Annotated in this window: 27 protein-coding genes; 13 read left to right on the forward strand and 14 right to left on the reverse strand. The window is 70.1% G+C overall.

Annotated elements, in window-relative coordinates; all coding sequences use genetic code 11:
• Positions 1–84 precede the first annotated feature (84 nt).
• Positions 85–732: a maleylacetoacetate isomerase gene (gene maiA / locus ACLBX9_RS13935; protein WP_447719336.1), complete on the reverse strand. Its 648-nt coding sequence runs from the start codon at positions 730–732 to the stop codon at positions 85–87.
• Between the two features lie 116 nt (positions 733–848).
• Between maiA and moaB the strand changes: the two genes are divergently transcribed.
• On the forward strand, positions 849–1,406 hold the full coding sequence (gene moaB / locus ACLBX9_RS13940) for a molybdenum cofactor biosynthesis protein B (RefSeq protein WP_447719337.1): 558 nt from the start codon (positions 849–851) through the stop codon (positions 1,404–1,406).
• Between the two features lie 70 nt (positions 1,407–1,476).
• Here moaB and ACLBX9_RS13945 read toward each other — a convergent pair whose 3' ends face one another.
• Entirely contained in the window at positions 1,477–2,925 is a 1,449-nt protein-coding gene (locus tag ACLBX9_RS13945; RefSeq protein ID WP_447719338.1) for an amino acid permease, read from the reverse strand.
• A 135-nt stretch (positions 2,926–3,060) separates the two neighbouring features.
• Positions 3,061–3,591 (reverse strand): hypothetical protein, encoded by a 531-nt coding sequence (locus ACLBX9_RS13950; RefSeq protein WP_447719339.1) that lies wholly within the window; start codon positions 3,589–3,591, stop codon positions 3,061–3,063.
• A 153-nt stretch (positions 3,592–3,744) separates the two neighbouring features.
• Between ACLBX9_RS13950 and ACLBX9_RS13955 the strand changes: the two genes are divergently transcribed.
• A complete protein-coding gene (locus ACLBX9_RS13955) occupies positions 3,745–4,860 on the forward strand; it encodes a PA0069 family radical SAM protein (RefSeq protein ID WP_447719340.1) in 1,116 nt (371 codons plus the stop codon).
• A gap of 117 nt (positions 4,861–4,977) precedes the next feature.
• Here ACLBX9_RS13955 and ACLBX9_RS13960 read toward each other — a convergent pair whose 3' ends face one another.
• From ACLBX9_RS13960 to ACLBX9_RS13970, 3 genes are read right to left on the reverse strand one after another with little or no spacing between them, the layout of a single operon-like run.
• Positions 4,978–5,661, reverse strand: a complete 684-nt coding sequence (locus ACLBX9_RS13960; RefSeq protein WP_010687102.1) for a ribonuclease HII — start codon at positions 5,659–5,661, stop codon at positions 4,978–4,980.
• A gap of 38 nt (positions 5,662–5,699) precedes the next feature.
• Positions 5,700–6,746: a glycosyltransferase family 4 protein gene (locus ACLBX9_RS13965; RefSeq protein ID WP_010687103.1), complete on the reverse strand. Its 1,047-nt coding sequence runs from the start codon at positions 6,744–6,746 to the stop codon at positions 5,700–5,702.
• Between the two features lie 11 nt (positions 6,747–6,757).
• Positions 6,758–7,573, reverse strand: coding sequence for a UDP-2,3-diacylglucosamine diphosphatase (locus tag ACLBX9_RS13970; protein ID WP_039894776.1), 816 nt, complete (start codon positions 7,571–7,573; stop codon positions 6,758–6,760).
• 526 nt (positions 7,574–8,099) lie between these two features.
• Here ACLBX9_RS13970 and ACLBX9_RS13975 point away from each other — a divergent pair.
• The 8 genes from ACLBX9_RS13975 (at position 8,100) to ACLBX9_RS14010 (ending at position 18,633) form a co-directional block, all read left to right on the forward strand.
• Positions 8,100–9,308 carry an aminotransferase class V-fold PLP-dependent enzyme gene (locus tag ACLBX9_RS13975; RefSeq protein WP_010687105.1) on the forward strand — a complete coding sequence of 403 codons (1,209 nt, stop codon included), beginning with the start codon at positions 8,100–8,102 and terminating at the stop codon, positions 9,306–9,308.
• 103 nt (positions 9,309–9,411) lie between these two features.
• Positions 9,412–10,356: a D-2-hydroxyacid dehydrogenase gene (locus ACLBX9_RS13980; RefSeq protein ID WP_010687106.1), complete on the forward strand. Its 945-nt coding sequence runs from the start codon at positions 9,412–9,414 to the stop codon at positions 10,354–10,356.
• A gap of 179 nt (positions 10,357–10,535) precedes the next feature.
• On the forward strand, positions 10,536–11,399 hold the full coding sequence (locus tag ACLBX9_RS13985; RefSeq protein ID WP_447719341.1) for an NADP-dependent methylenetetrahydromethanopterin/methylenetetrahydrofolate dehydrogenase: 864 nt from the start codon (positions 10,536–10,538) through the stop codon (positions 11,397–11,399).
• Between the two features lie 14 nt (positions 11,400–11,413).
• Complete coding sequence (gene fchA, locus ACLBX9_RS13990) at positions 11,414–12,055, forward strand: methenyltetrahydrofolate cyclohydrolase (RefSeq protein WP_010687108.1); 642 nt, start codon at positions 11,414–11,416, stop codon at positions 12,053–12,055.
• 438 nt (positions 12,056–12,493) lie between these two features.
• Positions 12,494–13,672 carry a malate--CoA ligase subunit beta gene (locus tag ACLBX9_RS13995; RefSeq protein WP_010687109.1) on the forward strand — a complete coding sequence of 393 codons (1,179 nt, stop codon included), beginning with the start codon at positions 12,494–12,496 and terminating at the stop codon, positions 13,670–13,672.
• 14 nt (positions 13,673–13,686) lie between these two features.
• Complete coding sequence (gene sucD, locus ACLBX9_RS14000) at positions 13,687–14,577, forward strand: succinate--CoA ligase subunit alpha (RefSeq protein ID WP_010687110.1); 891 nt, start codon at positions 13,687–13,689, stop codon at positions 14,575–14,577.
• 144 nt (positions 14,578–14,721) lie between these two features.
• The gene (locus ACLBX9_RS14005) at positions 14,722–17,472 is read left to right on the forward strand and encodes a phosphoenolpyruvate carboxylase (protein ID WP_010687111.1); all 2,751 of its coding nucleotides are present in this window, start codon (positions 14,722–14,724) and stop codon (positions 17,470–17,472) included.
• Positions 17,473–17,661: 189 nt separating this feature from the next.
• On the forward strand, positions 17,662–18,633 hold the full coding sequence (locus ACLBX9_RS14010) for an HpcH/HpaI aldolase/citrate lyase family protein (protein WP_447719342.1): 972 nt from the start codon (positions 17,662–17,664) through the stop codon (positions 18,631–18,633).
• Between the two features lie 169 nt (positions 18,634–18,802).
• Here ACLBX9_RS14010 and ACLBX9_RS14015 read toward each other — a convergent pair whose 3' ends face one another.
• From ACLBX9_RS14015 to ACLBX9_RS14030, 4 genes are all read right to left on the reverse strand, one after another.
• Positions 18,803–19,654, reverse strand: a complete 852-nt coding sequence (locus ACLBX9_RS14015; protein ID WP_447719343.1) for a glycosyltransferase family 2 protein — start codon at positions 19,652–19,654, stop codon at positions 18,803–18,805.
• Positions 19,651–20,244 (reverse strand): SAM-dependent methyltransferase, encoded by a 594-nt coding sequence (locus ACLBX9_RS14020; protein WP_447719344.1) that lies wholly within the window; start codon positions 20,242–20,244, stop codon positions 19,651–19,653. The genes ACLBX9_RS14015 and ACLBX9_RS14020 overlap by 4 nt, the downstream gene beginning before the upstream one ends.
• Positions 20,241–20,978 (reverse strand): PIG-L deacetylase family protein, encoded by a 738-nt coding sequence (locus ACLBX9_RS14025; protein WP_447719345.1) that lies wholly within the window; start codon positions 20,976–20,978, stop codon positions 20,241–20,243. The genes ACLBX9_RS14020 and ACLBX9_RS14025 overlap by 4 nt, the downstream gene beginning before the upstream one ends.
• A 168-nt stretch (positions 20,979–21,146) precedes the next feature.
• A complete protein-coding gene (locus ACLBX9_RS14030) occupies positions 21,147–21,422 on the reverse strand; it encodes a helix-turn-helix domain-containing protein (RefSeq protein WP_010687116.1) in 276 nt (91 codons plus the stop codon).
• Between the two features lie 269 nt (positions 21,423–21,691).
• Between ACLBX9_RS14030 and ACLBX9_RS14035 the strand changes: the two genes are divergently transcribed.
• Together ACLBX9_RS14035 and ACLBX9_RS14040 are read left to right on the forward strand one after the other, a co-directional pair.
• Positions 21,692–22,207, forward strand: a complete 516-nt coding sequence (locus tag ACLBX9_RS14035; RefSeq protein ID WP_010687117.1) for an META domain-containing protein — start codon at positions 21,692–21,694, stop codon at positions 22,205–22,207.
• A gap of 94 nt (positions 22,208–22,301) precedes the next feature.
• Positions 22,302–22,466 carry a hypothetical protein gene (locus ACLBX9_RS14040; protein ID WP_447719346.1) on the forward strand — a complete coding sequence of 55 codons (165 nt, stop codon included), beginning with the start codon at positions 22,302–22,304 and terminating at the stop codon, positions 22,464–22,466.
• A gap of 37 nt (positions 22,467–22,503) precedes the next feature.
• Here ACLBX9_RS14040 and ACLBX9_RS14045 read toward each other — a convergent pair whose 3' ends face one another.
• Together ACLBX9_RS14045 and ACLBX9_RS14050 are read right to left on the reverse strand one after the other, a co-directional pair.
• Positions 22,504–22,680: a hypothetical protein gene (locus tag ACLBX9_RS14045; RefSeq protein ID WP_447719347.1), complete on the reverse strand. Its 177-nt coding sequence runs from the start codon at positions 22,678–22,680 to the stop codon at positions 22,504–22,506.
• Positions 22,681–22,833: 153 nt separating this feature from the next.
• Positions 22,834–23,121: a hypothetical protein gene (locus ACLBX9_RS14050; protein ID WP_447719348.1), complete on the reverse strand. Its 288-nt coding sequence runs from the start codon at positions 23,119–23,121 to the stop codon at positions 22,834–22,836.
• Between the two features lie 180 nt (positions 23,122–23,301).
• On the opposite strand from ACLBX9_RS14050, the gene ACLBX9_RS14055 reads away from it, so the two are divergent.
• Positions 23,302–23,835, forward strand: coding sequence for a gamma carbonic anhydrase family protein (locus ACLBX9_RS14055; RefSeq protein WP_010687120.1), 534 nt, complete (start codon positions 23,302–23,304; stop codon positions 23,833–23,835).
• Between the two features lie 36 nt (positions 23,836–23,871).
• Here the strand turns inward: ACLBX9_RS14055 and ppa are convergent, their stop codons facing one another.
• Complete coding sequence (ppa, locus tag ACLBX9_RS14060) at positions 23,872–24,405, reverse strand: inorganic diphosphatase (RefSeq protein WP_010687121.1); 534 nt, start codon at positions 24,403–24,405, stop codon at positions 23,872–23,874.
• A gap of 111 nt (positions 24,406–24,516) precedes the next feature.
• Positions 24,517–25,023 carry an N-acetyltransferase family protein gene (locus ACLBX9_RS14065; protein ID WP_447719349.1) on the reverse strand — a complete coding sequence of 169 codons (507 nt, stop codon included), beginning with the start codon at positions 25,021–25,023 and terminating at the stop codon, positions 24,517–24,519.
• Between the last annotated feature and the right edge of the window lie 165 nt (positions 25,024–25,188).

Genomic DNA, 25,188 nt, shown 5'->3' on the forward strand with positions numbered 1-25,188 from the left:
CCGGACTGCTTACACGCGCCGGGTGTCCGATTGCCACATCTGCCTGTCAGGAACACACGTGACCAGAGCGCACGCGCCCCGACGTCACGCGGACGGGGCTCCGGGCTGACGCAACGGGTGTGCCTCGGCGACCTCCGGCAGGGCGAGACAGGCCTCGGCGATCCGCGCGACCGTAGGATAGGCCGCCGTGTCGATCCCGAAGATGCCGGTGCCGACCCAGAGGCTGACGAGGCATAGATCCGCGTGGCTCACCGCGTCGCCCTGGCAGAACCGGCCGGTCCCCGGCTCGGCACCGAGGCGCGCCTCCAGGGTCCTGAGGCCGGTCTCGAAGGCGTTGCGCAGGAAGTCGAGCATCCGCTCCCGGGGCAGGCCGTAATGCTCCATCAGGAAGGTGCGCACCCGCGGCACGTAGAGGGGGTGCGTGTCGCAGGCGACCACCTGAGCCAGGGAGCGCGCCCTGGCCCGCGCCCGCGGCTCCTCGGGCAGGAGGCGCACGCCGCCCTTCGTCTCCTCCAGGTAATCGAGGATCGCCAGCGACTGCGTGAGCGGCGGCCCGTCGCCGTCGAACAGGGCCGGGACCGCGCCCTGCGGGTTGATCCTGCGGAACTCCGGCTTGTGCTGGTCGCCCGCGTCGAGGTCGATGAAGGTCTCCTCGTACGGGATGCCCTTCAGCTTGAGGGCGATCCGCACCCGGAAGGCCGCGGCTGAGCGCCAGTTGCCGTACATGTGCATGGGCGAGGGTCTCCGACGAGGATGCGGGACCACAGCCGAGATTACGGCCCGCTGCAAGGGGCGACATCCGGATGCGGCCGGCCCATATCGTCGATGTGTTCCGGAGACTTCACGCCATGGCCGAACCGTCCGCCGCCCGCGCCTTCATCCCCCTCAACATCGCGGTGCTCACCGTGTCGGATACCCGCTTGGCGGAGGACGACCGGTCGGGCGATACCCTGAGCCAGCGGCTCACGGAGGCCGGACACCGGCTGGCGGGCCGCGCCATCGTGCCGGACGAGATCCCGGCGATCCGCGGCCAGGTGGAGGCGTGGCTGCGCGACCCGGGCATCGACGTGGTGATCACCACCGGCGGCACCGGCTTCACCGGCCGCGACGTCACGCCGGAGGCACTGGAGCCGCTGTTCGAGAAGCGCATGGACGGGTTTTCGGCGGTCTTCCACCGGATCTCGTATGACAAGATCGGCACCTCGACCCTGCAGTCCCGGGCGACCGCCGGGGTGGCGCGGGCGACCTACGTGTTCGTGCTGCCGGGTTCGCCCGGCGCCTGCCGGGACGCCTGGGACGGGATCCTGGCCCAGCAGCTCGACTACCGGCACCGGCCCTGCAACTTCGTGGAGATCATGCCGCGACTCGACGAGCACCTGCGACGGGGGGCGAGCATTTCGGTTTGAAGGGGCGCGACGCACTCCCTCCCGCGGAGGGGGGGGCGGGAGCCCGCGCGCTACCGGCTCCCGAGCGGCCCTACGCCGCAGTCCCCTCTTTCCGGCGCAGGACCGAGTGCTTCCGCCCGTAGAAGAAATACACGAGCAATCCGATCGCCATCCAGATCACCAGCCGCAGCCACGTGTCGAGCGGCAGGCCGATCATCAGCAGCAGGCAGAACAGGATGCCGAGGATCGGCACCACCGGCACGGCGGGCGCCTTGAACGGGCGCTTCATGTGGCGGTCGGTGCGCCGCAGGTAGATCACCGATCCGCAGACCAGGATGAAGGCCGCCAGCGTCCCGATGCTGACCATCTCGCCCAGGATGTTGATCGGCACCAGCGCCGCCACCAGGGCGACCGCGCCCCCGATCAGCGCCTGGCTGCGGTAGGGCGTCTGGTAGGTCGGGTGCACGTGGGAGAACATCTTCGGCAGCAGGCCGTCCTGCGCCATGGTGAAGAAGATCCGGCTCTGGCCGTAGAGCAGGACCAGGATCACGGTGGTCAGGCCGGTCAGCGCCCCGAGCTTGATCAGCAGGGAGAACCAGCCGATGCCGATGACGTCGACGCCCTTGGCGATCGGGTCGGGGACGTTGAGCTCCTTGTAGGGGACGAGGCCGGTCAGCACCGCCGCCACCAGCACGTAGAGGATCGTGCAGACCGCCAGTGAGCCCAGGATGCCGATCGGCATGTCCTTCTGCGGCCGGCGCGCCTCCTGGGCGGCGGTGGAGACCGCATCGAAGCCGATGAAGGCGAAGAACACCACACCCGCGCCGCGCAGGATGCCGCTGTAGCCGAAATGCCCGAAGGTGCCGTCGTTGTCGGGGATCAGCGGCTTCCAGTTCGCCGTGTCGACATGGCCCCAGCCCAGCGCGATGAACGCCACCACCACGGTGAGCTTCACCGCCACCATGATGTTGTTGAAGCGGGCCGATTCCTTGGTGCCGCGCATCAGCAGGATCGTGATCAGCGCCACGATCACCACCGCCGGCAGGTTGAACAGGGCGGTGCCGCCGCCGTCGATGGGGGTGCCCGGCGCGTGGGCGAACTGGGCCGGGATCACGATCCCGACATCCTTCAGGATGCTGGTCACGTACCCCGACCAGCCCACCGCCACCGTGGCGGCTCCCATGGCGTATTCGAGGATGAGGTCCCAGCCGATCAGCCACGCGAAGAACTCGCCCAGCGTCGCGTAGGTGTAGGTGTAGCTCGACCCCGCCACCGGGATCAGCGCCGCCATCTCGGAGTAGCAGAGGCCCACGAAGGCGCAGGCGATGCCGCCGAGCACGAAGGACAGCATGATCCCCGGCCCGGCATATTGCGCCGCCGCCGTGCCGGTGAGGACGAAGATGCCGGCACCGATGATCGCGCCGATGCCCATGGCGGTGATCGAGAGGGCACCCAGCGATTTCGAGAGCTGCTGCTCGCCCTCGCCGCTCTCGAGGATGTCGTCGACCGATTTGCGCCCCATCAGGCCCGACGAATCCATTGTGCGATCCTTCCCGAGGGGAGCGATTTCAACGTCCTCGCGACAGTGGAGAGACGGCAAATCTTCTCCCGCGCCCCCGGAGTTGTAGAGGAGGCGGGACCGACAACAACGTGGAAGGGCACAAGTTTCTGCCGGTCAGGCCCGGTCGATCCGCGCCAGCAGCGCCTTCACCTTGATCCGGGAGCCGAAGGCCGATCCGCCGCGCAGCACCTCCCGCCGCACCACGTCCCCGGCCCGGGCCTGCCGGGCCCCCATCAGCCTCTCGATCCGGTTGACCAGACGCCCGCTCCAGCCGGCCGCCGGACGGTGCAGGCGCCCGAGCCCGGTCTCCGGCCGGGCGGTCCCGACGAAGCGGTCCAGGGTGCGGATCCATCCTTCGCCCGGGACGTCGCCGGCCTCCAGGCACAGGACCCAGTCCCGCCGGGCCGCGCCCGCGCCATCCGCGTAGGGGTTGCCGCTCCGGTGGACGACCAACGTCGCCCCGGTCGCTTCCGCGACGGCCGCGACGGCCTCGCTCTCGCGACCCGTCACGATCACGGCGTCGCCGACCAAGCCGCCGGCCACGCCGGAGACGAGCACGCTGAGCGTGTCGGCCAAGCGGTCGATCGCGTCCGGATCAGCCGGGTCGGCCAGATAGGTCACCGCGGAGAGCATGAGCGGGCGCATAGACGATTTTGCGCCGCCGTAAACCATTGAACCGTCTTTCGAAGGACCGGCCGCGTCCGAGAGACGCGGCGATGCCGGGATTGCCTTAAAAAGAGGCGTTACCCGCCGCCATGTTCGCTCTATGTTCCACGTGAAACACGGGGGCGACGGGTCATGACGCTGAAAGGGGACGCGGTCGGCACGAGCGCGACGCGGCGGCTCGGTGCGAGCACGCCGTCGGAACAGGCTCGGCGCGGTCGCGGCTCGACCGCCAATCCCACCGGCCGGTTCGAGGCGGCCCGGCGAGAGGCGTTCCACGATGCCGACTGGGCGCCGGATGATCCGACGCCCCTGCGCACGCAGGTGACGCCGGAACGATCCGCCCGGATCATCGCCCGCAACACGTCGCCCGACATCCCGTTCGACCGGTCGATCAACCCGTATCGCGGCTGCGAGCACGGCTGCATCTACTGCTACGCGCGGCCGACCCACGCGTGGCTCGGCCTGTCGCCGGGGCTCGACTTCGAATCGCGGATCTTCAGCAAGCCGGACGCGCCCCGGCTCCTCGCCCGCGAGCTCGCGGCGCCGGGCTACCAACCGGAGACGATCGCCCTCGGCACCGCCACCGATCCTTACCAGCCGGCCGAGCGCGAGCACCGCATCACCCGCGGCATCCTCGACGTGCTCCGCGAGGCGCGGCACCCCGTCGGCATCACCACGAAATCGGACCTCGTCCTGCGCGACCTCGACATCCTGGCCGAGATGGCCGCGCGCGATCTCGTCCTCGTGGCGGTCTCGCTGCCGACCCTGGATCCGGACCTCGCGCGGCGCCTCGATCCCCGGGCGCCCCGGCCGGAGAAGCGGCTCGCCGCGATGCGCCGGCTGGCCGAGGCGGGCGTGCCCGTGATGGTCAACGTCTCGCCGATCATCCCGGGCCTGACCGACCATGAGGTCGAGGCGATCCTGGACCGCGCCCGGGAGAGCGGCGCGAGCCGGATCGGCTACGCGCTCCTGCGGCTCCCGGGGGAGGTGGCCGACCTCGTCGCAGACTGGTTCTCCGAGCATTATCCCGAGCGCAAGGAACGCGCCTTCGGTTTGCTGCGGCAGTCCCGGGGCGGCCGCGAAAACGATCCCCGCTTCGGTCACCGCTTCCGCGGCGAGGGTGCCTACGCGTCGATGATCGGGCAGCGCGTGCGGCTTGCCGGCACCCGGCTCGGCTTCGCGTTCGGGCGGATGACGCTGAACCGGGACGCCTTCCGCAGGCCGGGGGAGCAACTGACGCTGCTCTGACAGGCCGGAGAAGGGGCGTGGTCCATCCAACGCATCGCCTCGGGATGCGGTCGAGAACGGGACAGCCGACGTCACCTCCCGCTGCTGTGGTGCCGTGGCCTGCCGAAGCGAGGCCGCTCAGCGTTCGAAGCCCCGGGTGAAGCTCAGCCGGTGATGCGGGCTGCGGCCGAGCTTCGTCAGGCCGGCCCGGTGGAGCTGCGTGCCGTAGCCGACATTCCGCTCCCAGCCGTAACCGGGGTGGCGCTCGGCGAGGCGCCGCATCAGGGCGTCGCGGAAGACCTTGGCGACGATCGAGGCGGCGGCGATCTGCGGCACGAGCCGGTCCCCGCCGACCACCGCCCCGCCGGGAAGCCCGGGCAGGGCATCCCGACCGTCAACCAGGACCGGCGCCGCGATCCCGAGGCGGCCCACCGCGCGCGCCATGGCGTCCAGCGTCGCGGCGCGGATGTTGATCCGATCGATCAGCGCCCGCGAGCCCGCCGCCACCGCTACGTGCGCATGGGTGCGGATCAGCGGCGCCAGCCGGGCACGGACCGGCTCGAGCAGGCGCTTGCTGTCGTCGAGGGCGCCGAGCAGGGTCGGCGGGAGCGCCGCGGGGTCGAACCAGACCGCGGCCACGATCACCGGGCCGCAGAGTGCGCCGCGCCCGACCTCGTCGCAGCCGATGACGGCGGGATATCTGGCCGCCTGGGCCGGATCGAACGGAGTGTCGGTGGCGGGCGGCTTCCGAGCACTCGGCTTGAAACTCGGCGGCCTGGGATTGAGCGGCCTGGGAGCGGACGGCTTGGGAGCGGGCGGCATGGCGCCCTCCTGCCATCCCGCGCGGGCGCCGTCACCGGTCAGGCAGCGTCGCGGCTGCCCCGTTCGCCGCCATGCGCCTCGATGATGTTGCCGAAGAACTGGCGGGCGCTCACGTCCCAGCCGCAGCGCAGGGCCTCGGCGCGGCACGCGGCCCGCGACAGGTCGAGGGCGGCGAGGGCGGCGGCCCGCAGGTCGCGATCGAGGGATCCCACCGGCTTGCCCCCGACCACGTCGTCGGGGCCGGGCACCGGGAAGGCCGCCACCGGCAGGCCGCTGGCCAGCGCCTCCAGGAGCACGATCCCGAACGTGTCGGTGAGGCTCGGGAAGACGAAGACGTCGCAGGCAGCGTAGACCGCCGCGAGGGCGGCCCCGGTGCGGGTGCCGAGGAAGCGCGCCCCGGGGGCCAGCGCCTGCAGGCGCGCGCGATCCGGCCCGTCGCCGACCACGACCTTCGTGCCCGGCAGGTCGAGGCCCAGGAAGGCGGCGACGTTCTTCTCCACCGCCAAGCGCCCGACATACAGGAACAGCGGCCGCGGCAGCCCGGCGAGGTCGGCCGGTGCCGGCGCGCCGGGCTCGGCGGGGCGGAACCGCTCGGTGTCGACGCCGCGCGTCCAGCGCATCAGCTGGCCGAAGCCCCTCGCCGCCAGCTCGCCCTGGAGCGTGGCGGTGCTGACCATCGTGCCCCGCGCGGCCCCGTGGAAGCGGCGCAGGTAGGCGTAGGACCACGCCTCCGGCACCGGCGCCCGCGCGGCGAGGTATTCGGGGAAGCGGGTGTGATAGCTGGTCGTGAAGGGCAGGTCGTGGGCGAGGCAATGCCGCCGGGCGGCGAGACCCACCGGCCCCTCGGTGGCGATGTGGACGTGGCTCGGCCGCTCGGCCTTCCAGCGCGCCGCCACGCGCTCCCGTCCGGCATAGGCCAGGCGGATCTCGGGATAGCCGGGCAGGGGCAGCGACCGGAAATCCGCCACCGTGAGCAGCGCCGTCTCGAAGCCGTGCTCCGGGGCCCGGCGGACCATCTGCTCCAGGGAGCGCACCACGCCGTTGACCTGCGGGTGCCACGCGTCGCTGGCGATGAGAAGCTTCACGGAAGCGGTCCTCACGCCACCGCGCGCCGGTCCGGCAGCGCCTGCGGCACGGTCTCGGCGGCGCGGGCGCGCAGGAGGCTCGGATAGTGCAGCACCTCGATGCGGCCGTCGTAGTGCTCCACCAGCCCGGTGCAGGACTCCACCCAGTCGCCCGTGTTGAGGTAGCGCAGCTCGCCGATCGGCCGGTCGGCCGCGTGGTGGATGTGGCCGCAGATGACCCCGTCGGCCCCCTGGCGGCGGGCCTCCTCGGCCAGGATCGTCTCGAACCGGCCGATGAAGCTGACGGCGTTCTTCACCCGCAGCTTCGCCCAGGCGGAGAGCGACCAGTAGGACAGGCCTAGGCGGCGGCGCACCTTGTTGATGAGCGTGTTCAGGCTCAGCGCCAGCGTGTAGGCCCCGTCGCCGAGATGGGCGAGCCAGGGCGAGTGGCGGACCACCATGTCGAACTGGTCGCCGTGGATCACGAGATAGCGCTTGCCGTCCGCCGCCTCGTGGATCGCGGTCTCGGCGAGCTCGATGCCGCCGAAGTTCGTGCCGACGTAGTCGCGCAGGAACTCGTCGTGGTTGCCCGGCAGGTAGACGATGCGCGCGCCCTTGCGGACCTTGCGCAGCATCTTCTGGACGACGTCGTTGTGCTCCTGCGGCCAGTACCAGCCGGAGCGCAGCTGCCAGCCGTCGACGATGTCGCCCACGAGGTAGATCGTGTCGGCGTCGTAATCCTTCAGGAACGACAGCAGCAGGCCGGCCTGACAGCCGCGCGTGCCGAGATGCAGGTCGGACAGGAACAGCGTCCGCACGCGGACCGGCATCTCCTCAACCTCGGCCACGGCACCCTCCCGGCGGCTGACTGGTGCCGGGATCCAGAGCGCGATCCCATCTCAGTTTGATGACGCGTATCGATGCTGCGCCGCGCGACGGCCCTCATGCCGGCAGCCACGTGCAGTGCGGCAAAGCTTCTCAACCGGAGGTCCGCTTCGCTGCGGCGCACAAAAAATTTTTTTGCCAAGTTCCGGAAGTTTTTCCGGTTTTCCTTTCGAGCGTTACCGCCACATAATACCAGGAACTGGCATCAGGGAGCTGAGCCGGGCTTAGACAGGAAGGCGGCGAGGACGGCCCTGGGGGCCGTTGTTACGGGACGGCAATTCGGAGGCGACCGGCGCGCGGGGGCGTGCCGCGACGCGAGCGGCGTGAGGCCGCCTGCCGCTCCGCAGCGCCCCCCATTTCACGGCATGGGCAGACGTTCGAAGGCGCGGGGGAACGCGCCGCGACCGCCGCCGGACCGACTCCCGAGGATGCTTGGACAACCGGCGCGGGTGCGAGCCCGCGCGCAACGGACTATTCGGAGGAAACATCATGGCCGCAACCCGGCGCCCCGGTCGCAACCACCTCTTCATCCCGGGCCCCACCAACATCCCGGAGCGCGTCCTGCGCGCGATGCACGTGCCGTCGGAGGATCACCGCTCGCCGAGCTTCCCCGAGCTGGTGAAGCCGCTCCTGCAGGACTCCAAGATGGTGTTCGGCTCGACCAACGGGACCGTCATCCTGTTCCCGTCCTCGGGCACCGGCATCTGGGAATCGGCCCTGTCCAACACCCTGTGCCGCGGCGACAAGGTGCTCACCGCCCGCTACGGCCAGTTCAGCCACCTCTGGGTCGACATGGCCCAGCGCCTCGGCCTCGACGTGATCGTCCAGGACGAGGAGTGGGGCGCGGGCGCCGATCCGCAGAAGATCGAGGAGGCCCTGCGGGCCGACAAGGACCACGCCATCAAGGCCGTGATGGTCGTCCACAACGAGACCGCCACGGGCGTCACCAGCGACATCGGCGCGGTGCGCAAGGCGATCGACGCGGCCGGCCACCCGGCGCTGCTGTTCGTGGACGGCATCTCGTCGATCGGCTCGCTGCCGTTCAAGATGGACGAGTGGGGCGTCGACTGCGCCATCGCGGGTTCGCAGAAGGGCTTCATGCTGCCGGCCGGCCTCGGCCTGATCTGCATCAGCCCCAAGGCGCTCAAGATCGCCGAAGGCGGCACCGGCCGGAACGACCGGCTCGGCCACGCCTACTTCGCCTGGAAGGACCAGCTGGCCGCCAACGCCACCGGCTACTTCCCCTACACCCCCGTCCTGCCGCTGCTCTACGGCCTCCGCGAGGCCCTGGAGATCGTCAAGGAGGAGGGGCTGGAGAACGTCTATCACCGCCACCACGTGCTCGCCGAGGCGACCCGCCAGGCCGTGGCGGCCTGGGGCCTCAAGCCCTGCGCCAAGGAGCCGAAGTGGAACTCCGACACGGTCACGGCGATCGTGGTGCCGGAGGGTGCCGACGCCGCCAAGGTGATCATCCACGCCTTCGAGCGCTACAACCTCTCGCTGGGCGCAGGCCTGTCGAAAGTCGCCGGCAAGGTGTTCCGCATCGGCCACCTCGGCGACCTGAACGAGCTGTCGCTGCTGGGCGCCATCGCGGGCGCCGAGATGGCCATGCTCGATTGCGGCATCAAGGTCACGCCGGGCTCGGGCGTCGCCGCCGCCTCCAGCTACCTGCGCGAGAATCCGCTGCATAAGGCGTGAGCCGCGCACGCGATCGGGGCGGGTCCGGGTTGCCGGGCCCGCCCCGGCGCGCAAGTAAGACCAAGGCTATCGAGGAAACAGCCCGTCGTCCGAGAGGGGTCCTATGACCAAGAAGATCGTGTTCCTGGATCGTGAATCCCTCGATGCCAGGGTCCGACCGTTCAACTTCCCGCACGAATACGTCGAGCACGAGTCGACCTGGACGCCGGAAGAGATCGTCTCCCGCCTCCAGGGCGCGGAGATCGCGCTGATCAACAAGGTCCCGATGCGGGCCGAGACGCTGAAGCAGCTCCCCGATCTCAAGCTGATCGCGGTCGCCGCCACCGGCACCGACGTGGTCGACAAGGCCCAGGCCAAGGCCCAGGGGGTCACGGTCGTCAACATCCGCAACTACGCGTTCAACACGGTTCCGGAGCACGTGGTCGGGCTGATGTTCGCCCTGCGCCGGGCGATCGTGCCCTACGCCAACTCGGTGCGGCGCGGCGACTGGGCGAAGTCCAAGCAGTTCTGCTACTTCGACTACCCGATCTACGACATCGCCGGCTCGACGCTCGGCATCGTCGGCTACGGGGCGCTGGGTAAGTCGATTGCCAAGCGCGCCGAGGCGCTCGGCATGAAGGTGCTGGCCTACGACGTGTTCCCGCAGGACGGGCTCGTCGATTTCGAGACGATCCTCGCCCAGTCCGACGTGATCACGCTGCACGTGCCGCTGACCCCCGACACCAAGGGGATGATCGGCGCCGCCGAGCTCAAGAAGATGAAGAAGAGCGCCATCCTCATCAACACGGCCCGGGGCGGGCTCGTGGACGAGGCGGCTTTGCTCGAGGCGCTGAAGGACGGCACCATCGCGGGTGCCGGGTTCGACGTGGTAGCGCAGGAGCCGCCCAAGGACGGCAACATCCTGTGCGACGCCGACCTGCCGAACCTGATCGTCACGCCCCACGTGGCCTGGGCCAGCAAGGAGGCGATGCAGATCCTGGCCGATCAGCTCGTCGACAATGTCGAGGCCTTCGTGGCGGGCAAGCCGCAGAACGTGGTCGAGAGCTGAGCCGTAGAACGCACACCGTCGTTCCGGGGCGCCGCAGGCGAGCCCGGAACCCAGAGCCGCTGACGGTGCAGAACGAGAACCACCCGAGCGTCTGGATTCCGGGCTCCGCTCCGCGGACCCGGAATGACGGGGTGGATGTCCCTGACGTGATGATGCCCAGCCCGGGCCGAGGTTAAAAAATGACCAAGAAGCTGCTGTTCCTGTTCGACACCGATGCCGTGCCGAACGTGTTCGACACGGTGGTCGGCTACGACGGCGGCGCCGACCACATCACCGGCTACGGCGGCGTGAATCCCGACAATGTCGGCGCGCTGGTCGACGGCACGATCTACACCCGCGGCGGCTCCGAGAAGAAGTCGACGGCGATTTTCGTCGGCGGCGGCAGCATGGCGGCGGGCGAAGAGCTGTTCGCCGCGGTCAAGAAGCGCTTCTTCGGCCCGTTCCGCGTCTCGGTCATGCTCGATTCCAACGGCTCCAACACCACGGCCGCCGCGGGCGTCGCGCTGGTGGCCAAGGCCGCCGGCTCGCTCCAGGGCAAGAAGGCGGTCGTGCTCGCCGGGACCGGCCCGGTGGGCATGCGCTCGGCGGCGCTGCTCGCCGGCGAGGGGGCCGAGGTCACGATCGCGGGCCGCGCGCTGGACAAGACGCAGGCCGCCGCGGACCAGATCAACAAGCGCTTCAAGGTCAACGTGAAGGCCGCCGCGACCCCCGACGAGGCGTCGCGCGTCGCCCTGGTGAAGGGCACGAACCTCGTGTTCACGGCCGGCGCCATCGGCGTCGAGCTGCTGCCGGAGGCCGCCTGGGCTCAGGAATCGTCTATCGAGTTCGTCGCCGACTACAACGCCCAGCCCCCGACGGGCATCGGCGGCATCGAGGTGATGGACAAGGGCAAGGACCGCAACGGCAAGCAGGCCTTTGGCGCGCTCGGCATCGGCGGCCTGAAGCTCAAGCTGCACCGCGCCTGCGTGGGCCAGCTCTTCGAGAGCACCGAGCAGGTGCTCGACGCCGAGGAGATCTACGCCCTCGCGAAGAAAATGGCCTGACCGGAGAGGCGCCCATGTCCGACACGCAACCGCCCGAGAACGCGTCCATCCAGACCTTCCTGACGGAGCTGGCGAGCGCCGCCCCGACCCCTGGCGGCGGCGGCGCGGCGGCGATCTCCGGCGCCATGGGCGCGGCCCTGGTGTCGATGGTCTGCAACCTGACCATCGGCAAGAAGAAGTACGTCGAGGTCGAGGCCGAGCTGAAGGACGTGCTGGCCAAATCCGAAGGCCTGCGGGTCGTCCTCACCGGCATGATCGGCGAGGACGTCCAAGCCTTCGACGCCGTCATGGGGGCCTACGGCCTGCCCAAGGCGACGGACGACGAGAAGGCGGCCCGCGCCGAGAAGATCCAGGCCGCCCTCAAGACCGCCTGCGACGTGCCGCTCGCCTGCTGCCGGGCCTGCCGAAACGTGATCGACCTCGCGGCGATCACCGCCGACAAGGGCAATCTCAACGTCGTGTCGGATGCCGGCGTGGCGGTGCTCTCGGCCTATGCCGGGCTCCGCAGCGCGGCGCTCAACGTCTACGTGAACGCCAAGGGTCTGGAGGACCGGGAGTTCGCCGAGGAGCGGCTGAAGGAGCTGGAGGGCCTGCTCGCGGATGCCGGACCGCTGACCGAGAAGGTCTATGAGGTCGTGAAGGGCAAGGTGAACTGAACCGGCGACGTCCTTTCTCCCGCTCAGGGGAAGACGGGCGCCTGCCTGTTGGGTCAGCGCCAAGCTGAACAGCGTGTCCGGTCGATCACGTCGACGCTGCCGTCTTTGCGAGCGGAGCGAAGCAATCCGGTCGGCACTACGATCCTAGAGGTCGCGCTGCCCTGGGCCACTTCGCTGCGCGCGTGATGACGGTGCGGGCGACTCAAACGAAGCGCTCGAACAAATATCGTATCGGATCAACAATTGAGGCCGGGTGCATCACGCCCCGGCCTCAATTGTTTTCTGTATGCTGCGGCGCAACATCGAATACGATCCGTGTTGCGACCGCGAAAAAGTCTCGGTCAATCAGCGCCCTAAAAAATTTGACGGGCGTAATCTTCCGACTCAACTAAAGTAGAGGGCGTCAACGGCGGCAACGAACCGCGGAGGAGGCGCCGAATGGACGTCCACGAGTATCAGGCCAAGGAGCTGCTTGCGAGCTTCGGCGTGGCCGTCCCGAAAGGGGCTATCGCCTTCAGCCCCGACCAGGCGGTCTACGCCGCCACGGAACTCGGCGGCTCGTTCTGGGCCGTGAAGGCCCAGATCCACGCGGGCGCCCGCGGCAAGGCCGGCGGCATCAAGCTGTGCCGGACCTACAACGAGGTCCGCGACGCCGCCAAGGACCTGCTGGGCAAGCGCCTCGTCACGCACCAGACCGGCCCCGAGGGCAAGCCCGTGCAGCGGGTCTATGTCGAGACCGCCGACCCCTTCGAGCGCGAGCTGTATCTCGGCTACGTGCTGGACCGGAAGGCCGAGCGCGTGCGGGTCATCGCCAGCCAGCGCGGCGGCATGGACATCGAGGAGATCGCCGCCAAGGAGCCCGACTCGCTCATACAGGTGGTGGTCGAGCCGGCGGTCGGCCTGCAGCAGTTCCAGGCGCGGGAGATCGCCTTCCAGCTCGGGCTCAACATCAAGCAGGTCTCGGCCGCGGTGAAGACGATCATGAACGCCTACCGGGCGTTCCGCGACTGCGACGGCACCATGCTGGAGATCAACCCGCTCGTCGTGACCAAGGACGACCGGGTGCTGGCGCTCGACGCCAAGATGTCCTTCGACGACAACGCCATGTTCCGCCGGCCGGGCATCGCCGACATGCACGACCCCTCGCAGGGCGACCCCCGCGAGGCCCAGGCCGCCGAGCACAACCTCAGCTATATCGGCCTCGAGGGCGAGATCGGCTGCATCGTCAACGGCGCCGGCCTCGCCATGGCGACCATGGACATGATCAAGCACGCGGGCGGCGAGCCGGCGAACTTCCTCGACGTCGGCGGCGGCGCCTCGCCCGAGCGCGTGGCGACGGCCTTCCGGCTCGTGCTCTCCGACCGCAACGTCAAGGCGATCCTGGTCAACATCTTCGCGGGCATCAACCGCTGCGACTGGGTCGCGGAGGGCGTCATCCAGGCGGCCCGCGAGGTGAAGATCGACGTGCCGCTGGTGGTGCGCCTCGCCGGCACGAACGTGGAGGCCGGCAAGAAGATCCTGGCCGAGAGCGGCCTCGACCTGATCACCGCCGACACCCTGGCGGAGGCGGCCAAGAAGGCGGTCGACGCCTGCGCGGCCGCCAAGACCAAGCACTGAGGGGAGACCGCGCCATGAGCATCCTCATCGACGAGACCACCCCGATCATCGTCCAGGGCATCACGGGTGACAAGGGCACCTTCCACGCCAAGGAGATGCTGGACTACGGCACGAACGTCGTCGGCGGCGTCACCCCGGGCAAGGGCGGGCGCACCCACCTCGGCCTGCCCGTGTTCAACACCGTCAAGGAGGCCGTGGCGGCGACCGGCGCCACCACGTCGATCACCTTCGTGGCGCCCCCCTTCGCGGCGGACGCCATCATGGAGGCGGCCGATGCCGGGCTGCGGCTGGTCTGCTCGATCACCGACGGCATCCCGGCCCAGGACATGATGCGGGTGAAGCGCTACCTCTACCGCTACCCGAAAGAGAAGCGGACCATGGTGGTCGGCCCGAACTGCGCCGGCATCATCTCGCCCGGCAAGGCGATGCTCGGCATCATGCCCGGCCACATCTACCTCCCGGGCAATGTCGGAGTGATCTCCCGCTCCGGTACGCTCGGCTACGAGGCCGCCTCGCAGCTCAAGGAGCTGGGACTGGGGATCTCGACCTCGGTGGGCATCGGCGGCGACCCGATCAACGGCTCGTCGTTCCTCGACCACCTCGCCCTGTTCGAGACCGATCCGGACACCGACGCGGTGCTGATGATCGGCGAGATCGGCGGCCCGCAGGAGGCGGAGGCCTCGGCCTGGATCCGCGAGAACATGTCGAAGCCGGTGATCGGCTTCGTGGCCGGGCTCACGGCGCCGAAGGGCCGCCGGATGGGCCATGCCGGGGCGATCATCTCGGCGGCGGGCGACAGCGCCGCCGAGAAGGCCGAGATCATGCGCTCCTACGGGCTGACGGTGGCGCCCGATCCCGGATCGTTCGGGCAGACCGTGGCCGACGTGCTCGCCCGGGCGGCTTAGATCCTTCCCTCCCCCTTGTGGGGAGGGACCGAGGGTGGGGGGTGGTGCAGGATCGAGCGATCCGGCGCCTTCTGAACCACCCCCACCCCCAACCCCTCCCCGCAAGGGGGAGGGGAGCGCAGCTTTGCGCCACGAGGTGGCCCCATGACCCGTACCCTTCACGCAACCCCAGGTCTCGTCGATGCCACGGCCTTCGCGCCGCCGGTGATCGTCGGCACGTCGTCGGAGCAGGCGCTGGACATCCTGTTCCAGGCGCTGCTCGACGTCGCGCGCCGGCACGACCCCGACCTCGAAGCGGTCCTGCACGGCACGGCCGACATCTCGCGCTTCTCGCCGCAGATGCTGGCGCGCGCGCTGCAGGTGCAGGGCATCTGGTTCCAGCTGATCTCCATCGCCGAGCAGAACGCCGCGATGCGCCGCCGCCGCCACGTGGAGCGGACGGAGGGCCGTGCCGCCCTCGGCGGTTCCTTCGCCAAGGTTTTTTCCGACGCGCGCAAGCAGGGGGTGCCGCCGGAGAAGATCCAGGCGCTGCTCAGCGACCTGCGCATCCGCCCGACGCTGACCGCCCACCCCACCGAGGGCAAGCGGGTCACGGTGCTGGAAAAATTCCGCCGCATCTACCTCGTGCTCCGCGAGCTGGAGATGCCGCGCTGGACCGACCGTGAGCGCAACGGCCTCATGAACGAGCTGCGCGACCAGATCGAGCTGGTCTGGATGACCGGCGAGCTGCACCTGGAGAAGGCGACCGTCGAGCGGGAGGTGGCCTGGGGCCTGCACTTCTTCGACGAGACCCTGTTCGAGATGCTGCCCGAGACGATGGAGACCCTGGAGGAATCCCTCGCCGAGGCCTATCCGGGCACGGACTTCCGGGTGCCGCCGTTCTTCCAGTTCGGCTCGTGGATCGGCGGCGACCGGGACGGCAACCCCTACGTCACCGCCGCCGTCACCCGGCAGACCCTGCACCGCAACGCGCTGGCCTCGCTGACCCGCTACCGGGACGGCGTGCGCGAGCTGGGACGGACCCTGTCGCTCACCGAGCGTTCCCTGCCGCTGCCTCAGGGCTTCCGCCTCGAACTCAACCGGCAGCTCTCGGAAAGCGGACAGTCCCGGGCGATCACCCGGCGCAACCCGGGCGAGCCGTACCGTCAGTATCTCTCCTGCGTGCTGCGCAAGCTCGAGGCGACGATCGCCCGCAACGAGGGCGAGCATCCCTCCGGCCCCGACTACGCCAGCGCGGACGGCCTGATCGAGGACCTGCGCATTCTCGAGCGCGGCCTGACGGAGGCCAAGTGCGGCGCGCTCGCCCGCGACCTCGTCCGCCCGGTGCGGCGGATGGTGGAGATCTTCCGCTTCACCACCGTGCGGCTCGACCTGCGCGAGAACACCACCCGCACCACCGACACGCTCCACGCCCTCTGGCGCCAGCGCAACGGCGACGGCGAACCGCCGGCGCTCGGCTCGGCGGCGTGGCGCCAGTGGCTCGACGCGGAACTCGCCCGGCCGCGCGATCCCGAGCGCTCCTTCGAGGATTTGCCCGACGCTGCCCGGGAGACGCTCGCCACCTTCGCCCTCGTCGCCGAGATGCGCGACGCCCTCGACCGCGAGGCCTTCGGCGCCTTCGTGCTGTCGATGACCCGCTCGGTGGAGGACGTGCTCGGCGCCTACCTGCTCGCCAAGGAGGCGGGTGTGTTCCTCGATTCCGCCGGCACCGAGATCTGCCCGCTCCCGATCGTGCCCCTGTTCGAGACCATCGACGACCTGCGCGCCGCCCCGGCGATCATGCGGGCGCTCCTCGGCACGCCGGTGGTGCGCCGCTCGACCCGCTGGCAGGGTGGGGTGCAGGAGGTGATGATCGGCTACTCCGACTCCAACAAGGATGGCGGCTTCGTCGCGGCCAACTGGGAGCTGTTCAAGGCCCAGAGCAAGCTGACGCGGCTGGGTGAGGAACTCGGCGTCGGGATCGCCTTCTTCCACGGCCGCGGCGGCTCGGTGAGCCGCGGCGGCGTCCCGACCCAAAAGGGCATCATGGCCCAGCCGCCGGGCTCGATCCGCGGCCGGTTCCGCACCACCGAGCAGGGCGAGGTCGTCTCGTTCAAGTACGCCAACCGCGGAACCGCCGCCTACCAGATGGAGCTGCTGGCAGCCTCGGTGTTCGAGCACGCGCTCGCAGGGGACGGCGAGCGGGCGGGGCCGGGCCACGACGACGCCCTGGAGGCGCTCGCCGGCGCCTCGCGGGCGGCCTACGTCCAGCTCCTCCAGACCGACGGTCTCGTCGACTACTTCCAGGCCGCGAGCCCGCTCGACGAGATCGCACTCCTCAATATCGGTTCGCGTCCGGCCCGCAGGTTCGGCGCCCGCTCGCTGTCGGACCTGCGGGCCATCCCCTGGGTGTTCGCGTGGTCGCAGAACCGGCACGTGATCACCGGCTGGTACGGCGTCGGCTCGGGGCTCGCGAGCTTCCTCGACGTGCGCGGCCGCGAGGGCGAGGCGACCCTCAAGCGCCTGTTCCAGGAATCCCGCGTGCTGCGCCTCGTCCTCGACGAGGTCGAGAAGACGCTGATGATGGTCGATCTCGACATCGCCCGCGCCTATGCGGGCCTCGTCCCGGATGCCGCCATCCGCGACCGGATCTTCGGGATGATCGAGGCCGAGTACGCGCTGACCCGCGAGATGGTGCTGCGGGTGAGCGGCGGCACGGACCTGGCCGAGCGCTTTCCGCTGTTCCGCGACCGGCTCAAGGGTCGGCTGCCGACCATCAACCAGGTCGGCCGCGAGCAGGTGGAACTGCTCGCCCGCTACCGCGCCGAGACCGACGAGGACCGGCGCGAGGCGGTGAAGTCGGCCTTGCTGTTGTCGATCAACTGCATCGCGGTCGGCTTCGGGGCGACGGGGTGAGGCGGTCCAGTAGTTTCACGCGCCCTCCCTCCCCCCTCTGCGGGGGAGGGGGAGCGCGGGAGCCTATGGTGCAGAGTGAAACGCGCCTCCGCGCCCTGTCAGGCCGTCCTACGCGCGCCATTTGCCGCCGATGAACGGGATCGCATCCCGCAACGGCACCAGAACCGTCACCAGGAGAGAGAACCCACGATGAGCTTCACCCTGATCCCGCAGGCCAAGGCCCGCCTGCACCGTTCCGAGCTGGCCGTGCCGGGCTCGAACCCGACCTTCATGGAGAAATCGGCCTCCTCGGCCGCCGACGTGATCTTCCTCGATCTGGAAGACGCCGTCGCCCCCGACGACAAGGAGAAGGCCCGCACCAACATCATCCAGGCGCTCAACGACCTGGATTGGGGCAACAAGACCATGATGATCCGCATCAACGGTCTCGACACCCACTACATGTACCGCGACGTGGTCGACATCGTCGAAGCCTGCCCGCGGCTCGACATGGTACTGATCCCCAAGGTCGGCGTGCCGCAGGACGTCTACGCGATCGACGTGGTGGTCACCCAGATCGAGCAGGCGAAGAAGCGCGAGAAGAAGCTCGGCTTCGAGGTGCTGATCGAGACCGCGCTCGGCATGGCCAACGTCGAGGCGATCGCCCAGTCCTCGAAGCGCCTGGAGGCGATGTCGTTCGGCGTGGCCGACTACGCCGCCTCGACCCGCGCCCGCTCCACGGTGATCGGCGGCGTGAACCCGGACTTCTCGGTGCTCACCGACAAGGACGAGGGCGGCAACCGCCAGACCCACTGGCAGGACCCGTGGCTCTTCGCCCAGAACCGCATGCTGATCGCCTGCCGCGCCTACGGCCTGCGCCCGATCGACGGCCCGTTCGGTGATTTCTCGGATCCGGACGGCTACACCTCGGCGGCCCGGCGCTGCGCGGCCCTCGGCTTCGAGGGCAAGTGGGCGATCCACCCGAGCCAGATCGACCTGGCCAACCAGGTGTTCACCCCGTCCGAGGCCGAGGTGACCAAGGCGCGCCGCATCCTGGAGGCCATGGAAGAGGCCGCCAAGGCCGGCCGCGGGGCCGTCTCGCTCGACGGCCGCCTGATCGACATCGCCTCCATCCGCATGGCCGAGGCGCTGATCGAGAAGGCGGATGCCATGAAGGGCTGAGGCCTATCAGGCGAAGGGCAGAGCCGGGCTCTGCCCTTCGCCTTCGAGCTTCTCGTCTTTGCAAGCGCAGCGAAGCAAGCCAGGAAACCGCCACGTACGGATATCGGGCGCTGCCCTGGCTTGCTTCGCTCCACTCGCGAAGACGGCGCCGGCCAGGGGGGCTGCAACCTCAGAACGGCCGCGCGTCCGGCAGCCGCGCGGCGGCCATCTCCGCCGGCGTCGGATCGCGCTGAACCACGATCCCCTCCCGCCGGTCGGCAGCGATCAGCCCGAGCCGGGCGAAGCCGTCGAGCCAGCCGTCCATCGGCCAGATCCCGTGCCGGTCGTAGAAGCGCGACGCGTTGGTGACGATGTCGCGGAAGTGCTGGAGCGGCGGGTCGAAACCCGGATGGTGCTGGTGGTAGGCCTTCGGACCGCCGAGGAACAGGATCGGCACGCCGGCCTTGTCCGCCCGGAAGGCGAGGTCGGTGTCCTCCGCCCCGTAGCCCGAGAAGCCTTCGTCGAACCCGCCGAGCCGGTCGTAGGTCGCGGCGCGCACCGCGAAGGCGAGCGACCAGAACAGGCCCGGCTGCGGTGCCGGAATCACCACTCCCGGCTGCGGGAAGCTTCTCACAGGGTGCGGGTGTCCCAGTCGGTCCAGATCGGCCTCGCGCCAGCCGTCCGTGACCGCTCCGGAGGGCAGGTAGCCGATCTCGCAGCAGATCAGGCCGTCCTGCTCGGCCACCGCCCGCGAGAGGCCGGAGACGAGGCCCGCCGCGGGGATGCAGTCCACGTCGAGGAAGATCAGCGTGTCGGCCCCGGCTGCCCGGCGGCCGGCGTTGCGCGCCGCCGCCAGCGGCAGGCCGTCATGCGGAAACGGCACCCGCTCCAACGGGAAGGGCAGGGCGGGCAGGGGCGCGTCGTCTCCGCCCATCTCCACGACGATGCAGGCATCCGGCAGCGCGCCGCGACCCAGCCCTTCGAGCAGGCGGATCAGGTGCGCGCGGCGGCCCTTGTTGAGGGTGATGACCGCCGTGCTCACGACGCCGTCCCGGCGCGCAGGACGTCGATCCGGTACTCGGGCGTCCGCGACTGGTGCACGACCCGGGCAAACGGCGCGGCCAACCCGATGAAACCCTCGGCGGCGCCGTCGCCCGATTGCGGATAGTCGGTCTCCCCGAGCCAGTGCACCAGCACTATGTCGCCGTCGGGCTCGACGGCCTCGCCGACCAGGCGGACCAGCTCGGTCAGGTCACGGGGTGCCAGGAAGTACAGGAACTCGGACAGCACGATCAGATCGAACCGGCCCGGCGGCCAATCGGCCGGCACCGCGCCCTGGCGGATCTCGACGTGGGGCCGGTCGGCGCAACGGGCCTGCGCGGCCTGCACGGCTGCCGGGACCAGATCGGTGGCGAGCAGGCGCTCGCACCGCTCGGACAGGGCGCGGGTGAAGACGCCGATGGAGCAGGCCGGCTCGAAGGCGGACCGATACCGCGCCTGCGGCAGGGCGGCCAGGGTCGCCGCGTACTTGTCGCGCTCGTAGGGCGAGCTCGTGAACCGCCAGGGATCGGGGTCGCTCGCGTAGATGCCGGCGAAATAATCGTCCGGCAGGGTCTCGGTGCGTCGGCTCATGCCGGCACCGCCACGAAGCGCTCGTAGGGACCGCAGAGCCGGTCGATCATCGCGGGCTCCAGCCGGAAACCCTGGGGATCGTCCGAGATCAGGTCGGTGGTCTGGGACTCGTGCGCGGCGACCGCATGAGCTTTGGCCTCCCGGTGGGCGGACACGTCGAGGCGCAGGCCGGTCGGGGCCGGCCCGACCTCGGTCTCGGGCGGCAACGTCCAGCCCCAGACCGGATACTCGTAGATTCGCACCCCGGGCAGACGCGGACGCGCCAGCGCGACGATGAGGGCGGCGGCCCTGTGATCGCAATGAGGGTCATGCCGCCACGTCACGAACACCGCGCCGGCGCCGCAGGCGGAAGCCGCACGCGCCACCGCCGCGGCCGCCGCTTCGGCGGCCGGGCCGTCGCTCGGCACATGCGCGTCGGGCAGGCGCAGGAAGGTGACGTCCTCCGCCGCTAGGCCGAGAACCGCCACCGCCCGCAGGGTCTCCGCCTCGCGCAAGGTGCGCAGCGTGTCCGGCGGATAGAGCCGGGACTGGGTGTGCGACCCGCAGCCGTCGCTGACGACCACGAGACGCACGGGCCGCCCGGCCGCGCACGCGGCGGCGATCAGGCCGCCGCAGCCCAGGCTCTCGTCGTCGGGGTGGGGCGCTACGACCACGAGGCCGCCGGGGCCCGCGAGTTCGTCGAGACTCGCGAGCGGCAGCGCGTCGGCGGCTGTCAGGAAGGCGTCGGCGCGCATCAGCGTGCTGCCGGGCCCGGGGCACCCGCGGGGCGCGTCCCGGAACAGGACCTGCGGTTGAAAAGATCGGGCACGGATCGCTCCTGGAACGACGGCGGGTCGATCCCCGAGCTATCGGCGCGGACGGCTGAACGCGCCATGAGCGGCGCGGTCAGCCGTTCATGGCCGTTACCGGTCGTTCTCCGTGGTCAGCGCGTCGAGGCGGGTCCCCTCGTCGGCGCCGCGCCGTTCCCTCAGGTGGACGCCCGGCGTCGGCGCGTCGGTGAACACGGCTCCGGCCACGCTCAGCGCGCTCCGAATCGCCTCGATCTGACCGCTCGGCGGGTCGCCATAGCCACCCTCGAAATCGCGCACGAGTTTCTCGTCGCATCCGACCTTGGCGGCAAGTTCCGCCTCGGACCACCCGAGCAGACCGCGGGCCGCCCGCGACTGTGCCGGGCTCATCGCCCGTGCGCTCGCCCCGCTCTGCGCTCCTTCGTCAGACCCGGCCAACATCACCCTCCCGAGCTGTGATCATCAACAACGGCTCGGGTCCCGGATCGTTTCCGCGCCCGTCATGGTGAGGCGTGACCATAATTGTGCTGAAATCCTGTTCCATCCGCTGAGGCGCATGGATTCGGGGCGGCCTCCGCGCAGGGCCGGCACGCGCCGCGGGCGCTGCATTTCCCGACCCGGGACGACGTGAGCACTGAGCGCGAGATGAGGACGGAACGATGAGAGGGGTGCTGATCGCGACCGTGGCCTGTGCCGTGCTGGCCGCAGACCTTTCCGCGGCAACGCAGGCGCAAGCGCAGATGGGCGGAGCCCCGACGGGCTTCGGCCGCGGCAACCGCCGTCCCGGCGGCGAGGACGAGAAGAAGCCCCAGTACGTGCCGGGTGCCAAGGCCAGCGAGAAGATCTTCCCGCTGGATTCGACCTGGACAGCCGTCAGCCTCAACGGCAAGCCGTTCGCCGGCGGCGACCGCCCCAGCTTCATCATCGACAAGCAGTACCGGGCCCGCGGCTACGGCGGCTGCAACACCTTTGCGGCGACTGCGTTCCCGCTCAAGGAGCAGCACATCGCGGTGGGCCCGCTCGCCCTGACCAAGAAGAGCTGCGACAAGGGGCTGGCCGCGACCGAGCAGGCCTTCTTCATCGCCCTGCGCACCTCGGCCGTGTGGGACATGGTGGGCTCGCAGCTCGTCCTGAAGAGCCCGAACGGCGAACTCAAGTTCGACCGCGCCCTTTAAGGACCGGTTCACCACGCCGCGCGAAGGCAGCCCGCGATTCAGACAGCCTTGACGGGCCGCAGGCCTCACTCGTCCCGTGGCGAGGAGGCGGCGGATGCCAGTCGGGATCGGAAGCGGGCACAGGCAGACGGTGCGCCCCGGAGTCGCGCGGGCCCTCCGCTTTTCCGGGCCGGAGGGCTTCCATCCCGGAGCCCTGTGGCTCGCGGCCGCCGTTCCGGCAGCAGCGACGCTGCTCCTGATCGTTCGCCTCGCCGTCTGACGCCGGGACCTGCGTCGCGAGACGTCGGACTCCAGTCTCAGTCCGAGCCGGCGGCTTCGCGACGATCCGGGGAATCGTCCGCATCATCCGCGTCGCGGAGGGCGCGGACGTGCAGGGACACGGGCGGGAACAGGCTCTCCAGCCCCGCCGCCACGCCGTACAGGACGGGATCCGAACCCGGACCGGCCCGCGGCGGGTGGAGGTCACTCGTCAATGTCGTTGCTGCGCGCACCTCGCGCCCATTCGCGAGCATTCGTCCGCGCCCCCGTCTCTGGTGTGTCATCGTCCAGAGAGTTCAATGCCGCCTGCCGCGTTTCGTTGCCGCAGGCGAAACCTATTTTTCACCAATACGGAACGGCCGGGAGCCTTAACCTCGGCTGCGCAGGACGACCGGCCCCGGTCGGCGACAGGCTGCCGGCACGACGCTGAGGATCGCGGCGCTCGGGCATCGAGCCCGGCAGTTCTGGGCGGCGTCGATCTGGTCACCCCCGCAGGTCTCGGCGAAACAGAAGGTGCCGAGATCCTCGCAGGTCGCGCGAAATCCGCCGCGGGGGGGCTGCGCGCTGCCCAGGTCGGCCGCCGCCGCCGGTGCGAGCAGAAGGCCGAGGACGCCCAGAAACGTCAGGGGGCCGACCGGTACCGAGAACCGTCTCATCCGCCTCATCCCGGTTTCCGGAGCCGCAACGGGCCGTGCCGCCTTCAGGTCGACACGCGAATCCCTGTAGCATTGGCAGGCTGCCGACGCCTGTGCCATTCCGGCGACACGATCCGATCCTGCACCGCGGGGTTCCGGATCGACCGGATGACCGCGCGCTCAAGCCTACGGAAGCCAGCGATGCCGCTCTACGCCCTCGACGAACACGTCCCGCAGCTCGCCGATCCCGACCGCGTCTGGATCGCGCCCGACGCGCAGGTGATCGGCCGGATCCACCTCGGCCTCGATGTGGGCATCTGGTTCGGCTCGGCCCTGCGCGGCGACAACGAGCCGATCCGCATCGGTGACCGGACCAACGTACAGGAGGGCGTGATCATGCACGTCGATCCCGGCTTCCCGCTCACCATCGGGGCGGACGTCACCGTCGGCCATGGGGCGATCGTCCACGGCTGCACGATCGGCGACGGCAGCCTGATCGGGATGGGCGCCACGGTGCTCAACGGCGCGGTGATCGGCCGGGGCTGCCTCGTCGGCGCCAACGCGCTGGTGACGGAGGGCAAGACCTTCCCGGACCACAGCCTGATCGTGGGGGCGCCCGCCAAGGCCGTGCGCATCCTCGAGGAGGCCGATATCGAGGGCCTGCGGCAGGCCGCCCAGCGCTACGTCGAGAACGCCCGGCGCTACAGGGCCGGGCTGCGCCGCATCGACGCCTGAAGGAGGAGGCCGCCCCTGTCGGGGCGGCCGCACCCGTTACTTCTTGGCCTTGCCGCGCTCGATCGCCTCTTCGATCAGCCGGTGGGCCTCCTCCTTGTCACCCCAGCGGACGAACTTGACCCACTTGCCGGGCTCCAGATCCTTGTAGTGCTCGAAGAAGTGCTGGATCTGCTGGATCGTGATCTCGGGCAGGTCGGTGTAGTTCTCGACCCGGTCGTAGCGCTTGGTCAGGTGGCGGGAGGGCACCGCGATGACCTTCTCGTCCTCGCCGCCCTCGTCCTGCATCACCATCACGCCCACGGGGCGCGCGCTGATGATGGCGCCCGGCACCACAGCGCGAGTGTTGGCCACCAGCACGTCGCAGGGATCGCCGTCGCCCGACAGGGTGTGGGGGATGAAGCCGTAATTGCCCGGATAGAACATCGGCGTGTAGAGAAACCGGTCGACGACGAGCGCGCCGGACTCCTTGTCCATCTCGTACTTGATCGGTTCGCCGCCGAGCGGCACCTCCACGATCACGTTGACGTCGTGCGGCGGCTTCTTGCCGAGCGGGATGGCGTCGATCTTCATGGCGTATTGGTCCCGGAACGCGGTCAGCTCCGCTTCCAGGCCCTCTTAGAGGCGCCGCCCGGCAAAGCAAATCTGGCGACGTCGCGCGCCGGCAACGAGCGCTGGAAAACGTCAGCCGAAGAGGTAGCCCACCTTGGGCAGGGCGAGGCCGGCCATGCGGTCGAGGGTCCGCGGTCCGGGACGGCCGCCGAGACCTTCGTAGAAGGCTCCGGCGCGGTGGTTGTCCTCCAGGCTCCAGACGCCGAGCTGGGTCAGGCCGTGATCCGAGAGGTCGTTGCGCACGGCCCGGAACAGGCGGCGGCCGAGGCCCACGCCCTGGTATTCCGGAAGGAGGTAGAGTTCGTCGATCTCGCCCTCGGTGCCGAGGGTGCGGCTGCGGGTCCGGCCGTAGGAGGCGTAGCCGACCAGCAGATCCCCCGTCTCCACCACCGCCACGGGCCGCCCGCGGCGCAGGGCGCCGCGCCACCACGCCCGGTCGCGGCTGGCGATCAGGCGCTCCAGGGCCACGCCCGGGATGATCCCGCGATAGGCCTCGCGCCACGACGCATCGAACACCCTGGACAAGCCGCCGATATCGGCCTCGCGGGCCCGGCGGATGCTCGTGGTGCGCGTGCTCATGGGCTTCGGGTCTCCCATCGTCCGACCGGCGGATAACCCGCGCGGCCCGCCCAGGTTCGATCCCGATCCGGGCGGAGTGAAGGCAAGAACGGCGCCGATTGCCGCGCGGATGCCTCGGCACAGCGCGGCGCAGCGATTTGCCGGGCTCTCGGGCGGCTGATAGAG

The organism is Methylobacterium sp. A49B, assembly GCF_053346215.1.

What these genes read in the sequence shown, in the direction of transcription:
- maiA (WP_447719336.1), bottom strand. Translation starts at nt 732, where the DNA reads ATGCACATGTACGGCAACTGGCGCTCAGCCGCGGCCTTCCGGGTGCGG.
- moaB (WP_447719337.1), top strand. Translation starts at nt 849, where the DNA reads ATGGCCGAACCGTCCGCCGCCCGCGCCTTCATCCCCCTCAACATCGCG.
- ACLBX9_RS13945 (WP_447719338.1), bottom strand. Translation starts at nt 2,925, where the DNA reads ATGGATTCGTCGGGCCTGATGGGGCGCAAATCGGTCGACGACATCCTC.
- ACLBX9_RS13950 (WP_447719339.1), bottom strand. Translation starts at nt 3,591, where the DNA reads ATGCGCCCGCTCATGCTCTCCGCGGTGACCTATCTGGCCGACCCGGCT.
- ACLBX9_RS13955 (WP_447719340.1), top strand. Translation starts at nt 3,745, where the DNA reads ATGACGCTGAAAGGGGACGCGGTCGGCACGAGCGCGACGCGGCGGCTC.
- ACLBX9_RS13960 (WP_010687102.1), bottom strand. Translation starts at nt 5,661, where the DNA reads ATGCCGCCCGCTCCCAAGCCGTCCGCTCCCAGGCCGCTCAATCCCAGG.
- ACLBX9_RS13975 (WP_010687105.1), top strand. Translation starts at nt 8,100, where the DNA reads ATGGCCGCAACCCGGCGCCCCGGTCGCAACCACCTCTTCATCCCGGGC.
- ACLBX9_RS13980 (WP_010687106.1), top strand. Translation starts at nt 9,412, where the DNA reads ATGACCAAGAAGATCGTGTTCCTGGATCGTGAATCCCTCGATGCCAGG.
- ACLBX9_RS13985 (WP_447719341.1), top strand. Translation starts at nt 10,536, where the DNA reads ATGACCAAGAAGCTGCTGTTCCTGTTCGACACCGATGCCGTGCCGAAC.
- fchA (WP_010687108.1), top strand. Translation starts at nt 11,414, where the DNA reads ATGTCCGACACGCAACCGCCCGAGAACGCGTCCATCCAGACCTTCCTG.
- ACLBX9_RS13995 (WP_010687109.1), top strand. Translation starts at nt 12,494, where the DNA reads ATGGACGTCCACGAGTATCAGGCCAAGGAGCTGCTTGCGAGCTTCGGC.
- sucD (WP_010687110.1), top strand. Translation starts at nt 13,687, where the DNA reads ATGAGCATCCTCATCGACGAGACCACCCCGATCATCGTCCAGGGCATC.
- ACLBX9_RS14005 (WP_010687111.1), top strand. Translation starts at nt 14,722, where the DNA reads ATGACCCGTACCCTTCACGCAACCCCAGGTCTCGTCGATGCCACGGCC.
- ACLBX9_RS14010 (WP_447719342.1), top strand. Translation starts at nt 17,662, where the DNA reads ATGAGCTTCACCCTGATCCCGCAGGCCAAGGCCCGCCTGCACCGTTCC.
- ACLBX9_RS14020 (WP_447719344.1), bottom strand. Translation starts at nt 20,244, where the DNA reads ATGAGCCGACGCACCGAGACCCTGCCGGACGATTATTTCGCCGGCATC.
- ACLBX9_RS14025 (WP_447719345.1), bottom strand. Translation starts at nt 20,978, where the DNA reads ATGCGCGCCGACGCCTTCCTGACAGCCGCCGACGCGCTGCCGCTCGCG.
- ACLBX9_RS14030 (WP_010687116.1), bottom strand. Translation starts at nt 21,422, where the DNA reads ATGAGCCCGGCACAGTCGCGGGCGGCCCGCGGTCTGCTCGGGTGGTCC.
- ACLBX9_RS14035 (WP_010687117.1), top strand. Translation starts at nt 21,692, where the DNA reads ATGAGAGGGGTGCTGATCGCGACCGTGGCCTGTGCCGTGCTGGCCGCA.
- ACLBX9_RS14040 (WP_447719346.1), top strand. Translation starts at nt 22,302, where the DNA reads ATGCCAGTCGGGATCGGAAGCGGGCACAGGCAGACGGTGCGCCCCGGA.
- ACLBX9_RS14050 (WP_447719348.1), bottom strand. Translation starts at nt 23,121, where the DNA reads ATGAGACGGTTCTCGGTACCGGTCGGCCCCCTGACGTTTCTGGGCGTC.
- ACLBX9_RS14055 (WP_010687120.1), top strand. Translation starts at nt 23,302, where the DNA reads ATGCCGCTCTACGCCCTCGACGAACACGTCCCGCAGCTCGCCGATCCC.
- ppa (WP_010687121.1), bottom strand. Translation starts at nt 24,405, where the DNA reads ATGAAGATCGACGCCATCCCGCTCGGCAAGAAGCCGCCGCACGACGTC.
- ACLBX9_RS14065 (WP_447719349.1), bottom strand. Translation starts at nt 25,023, where the DNA reads ATGAGCACGCGCACCACGAGCATCCGCCGGGCCCGCGAGGCCGATATC.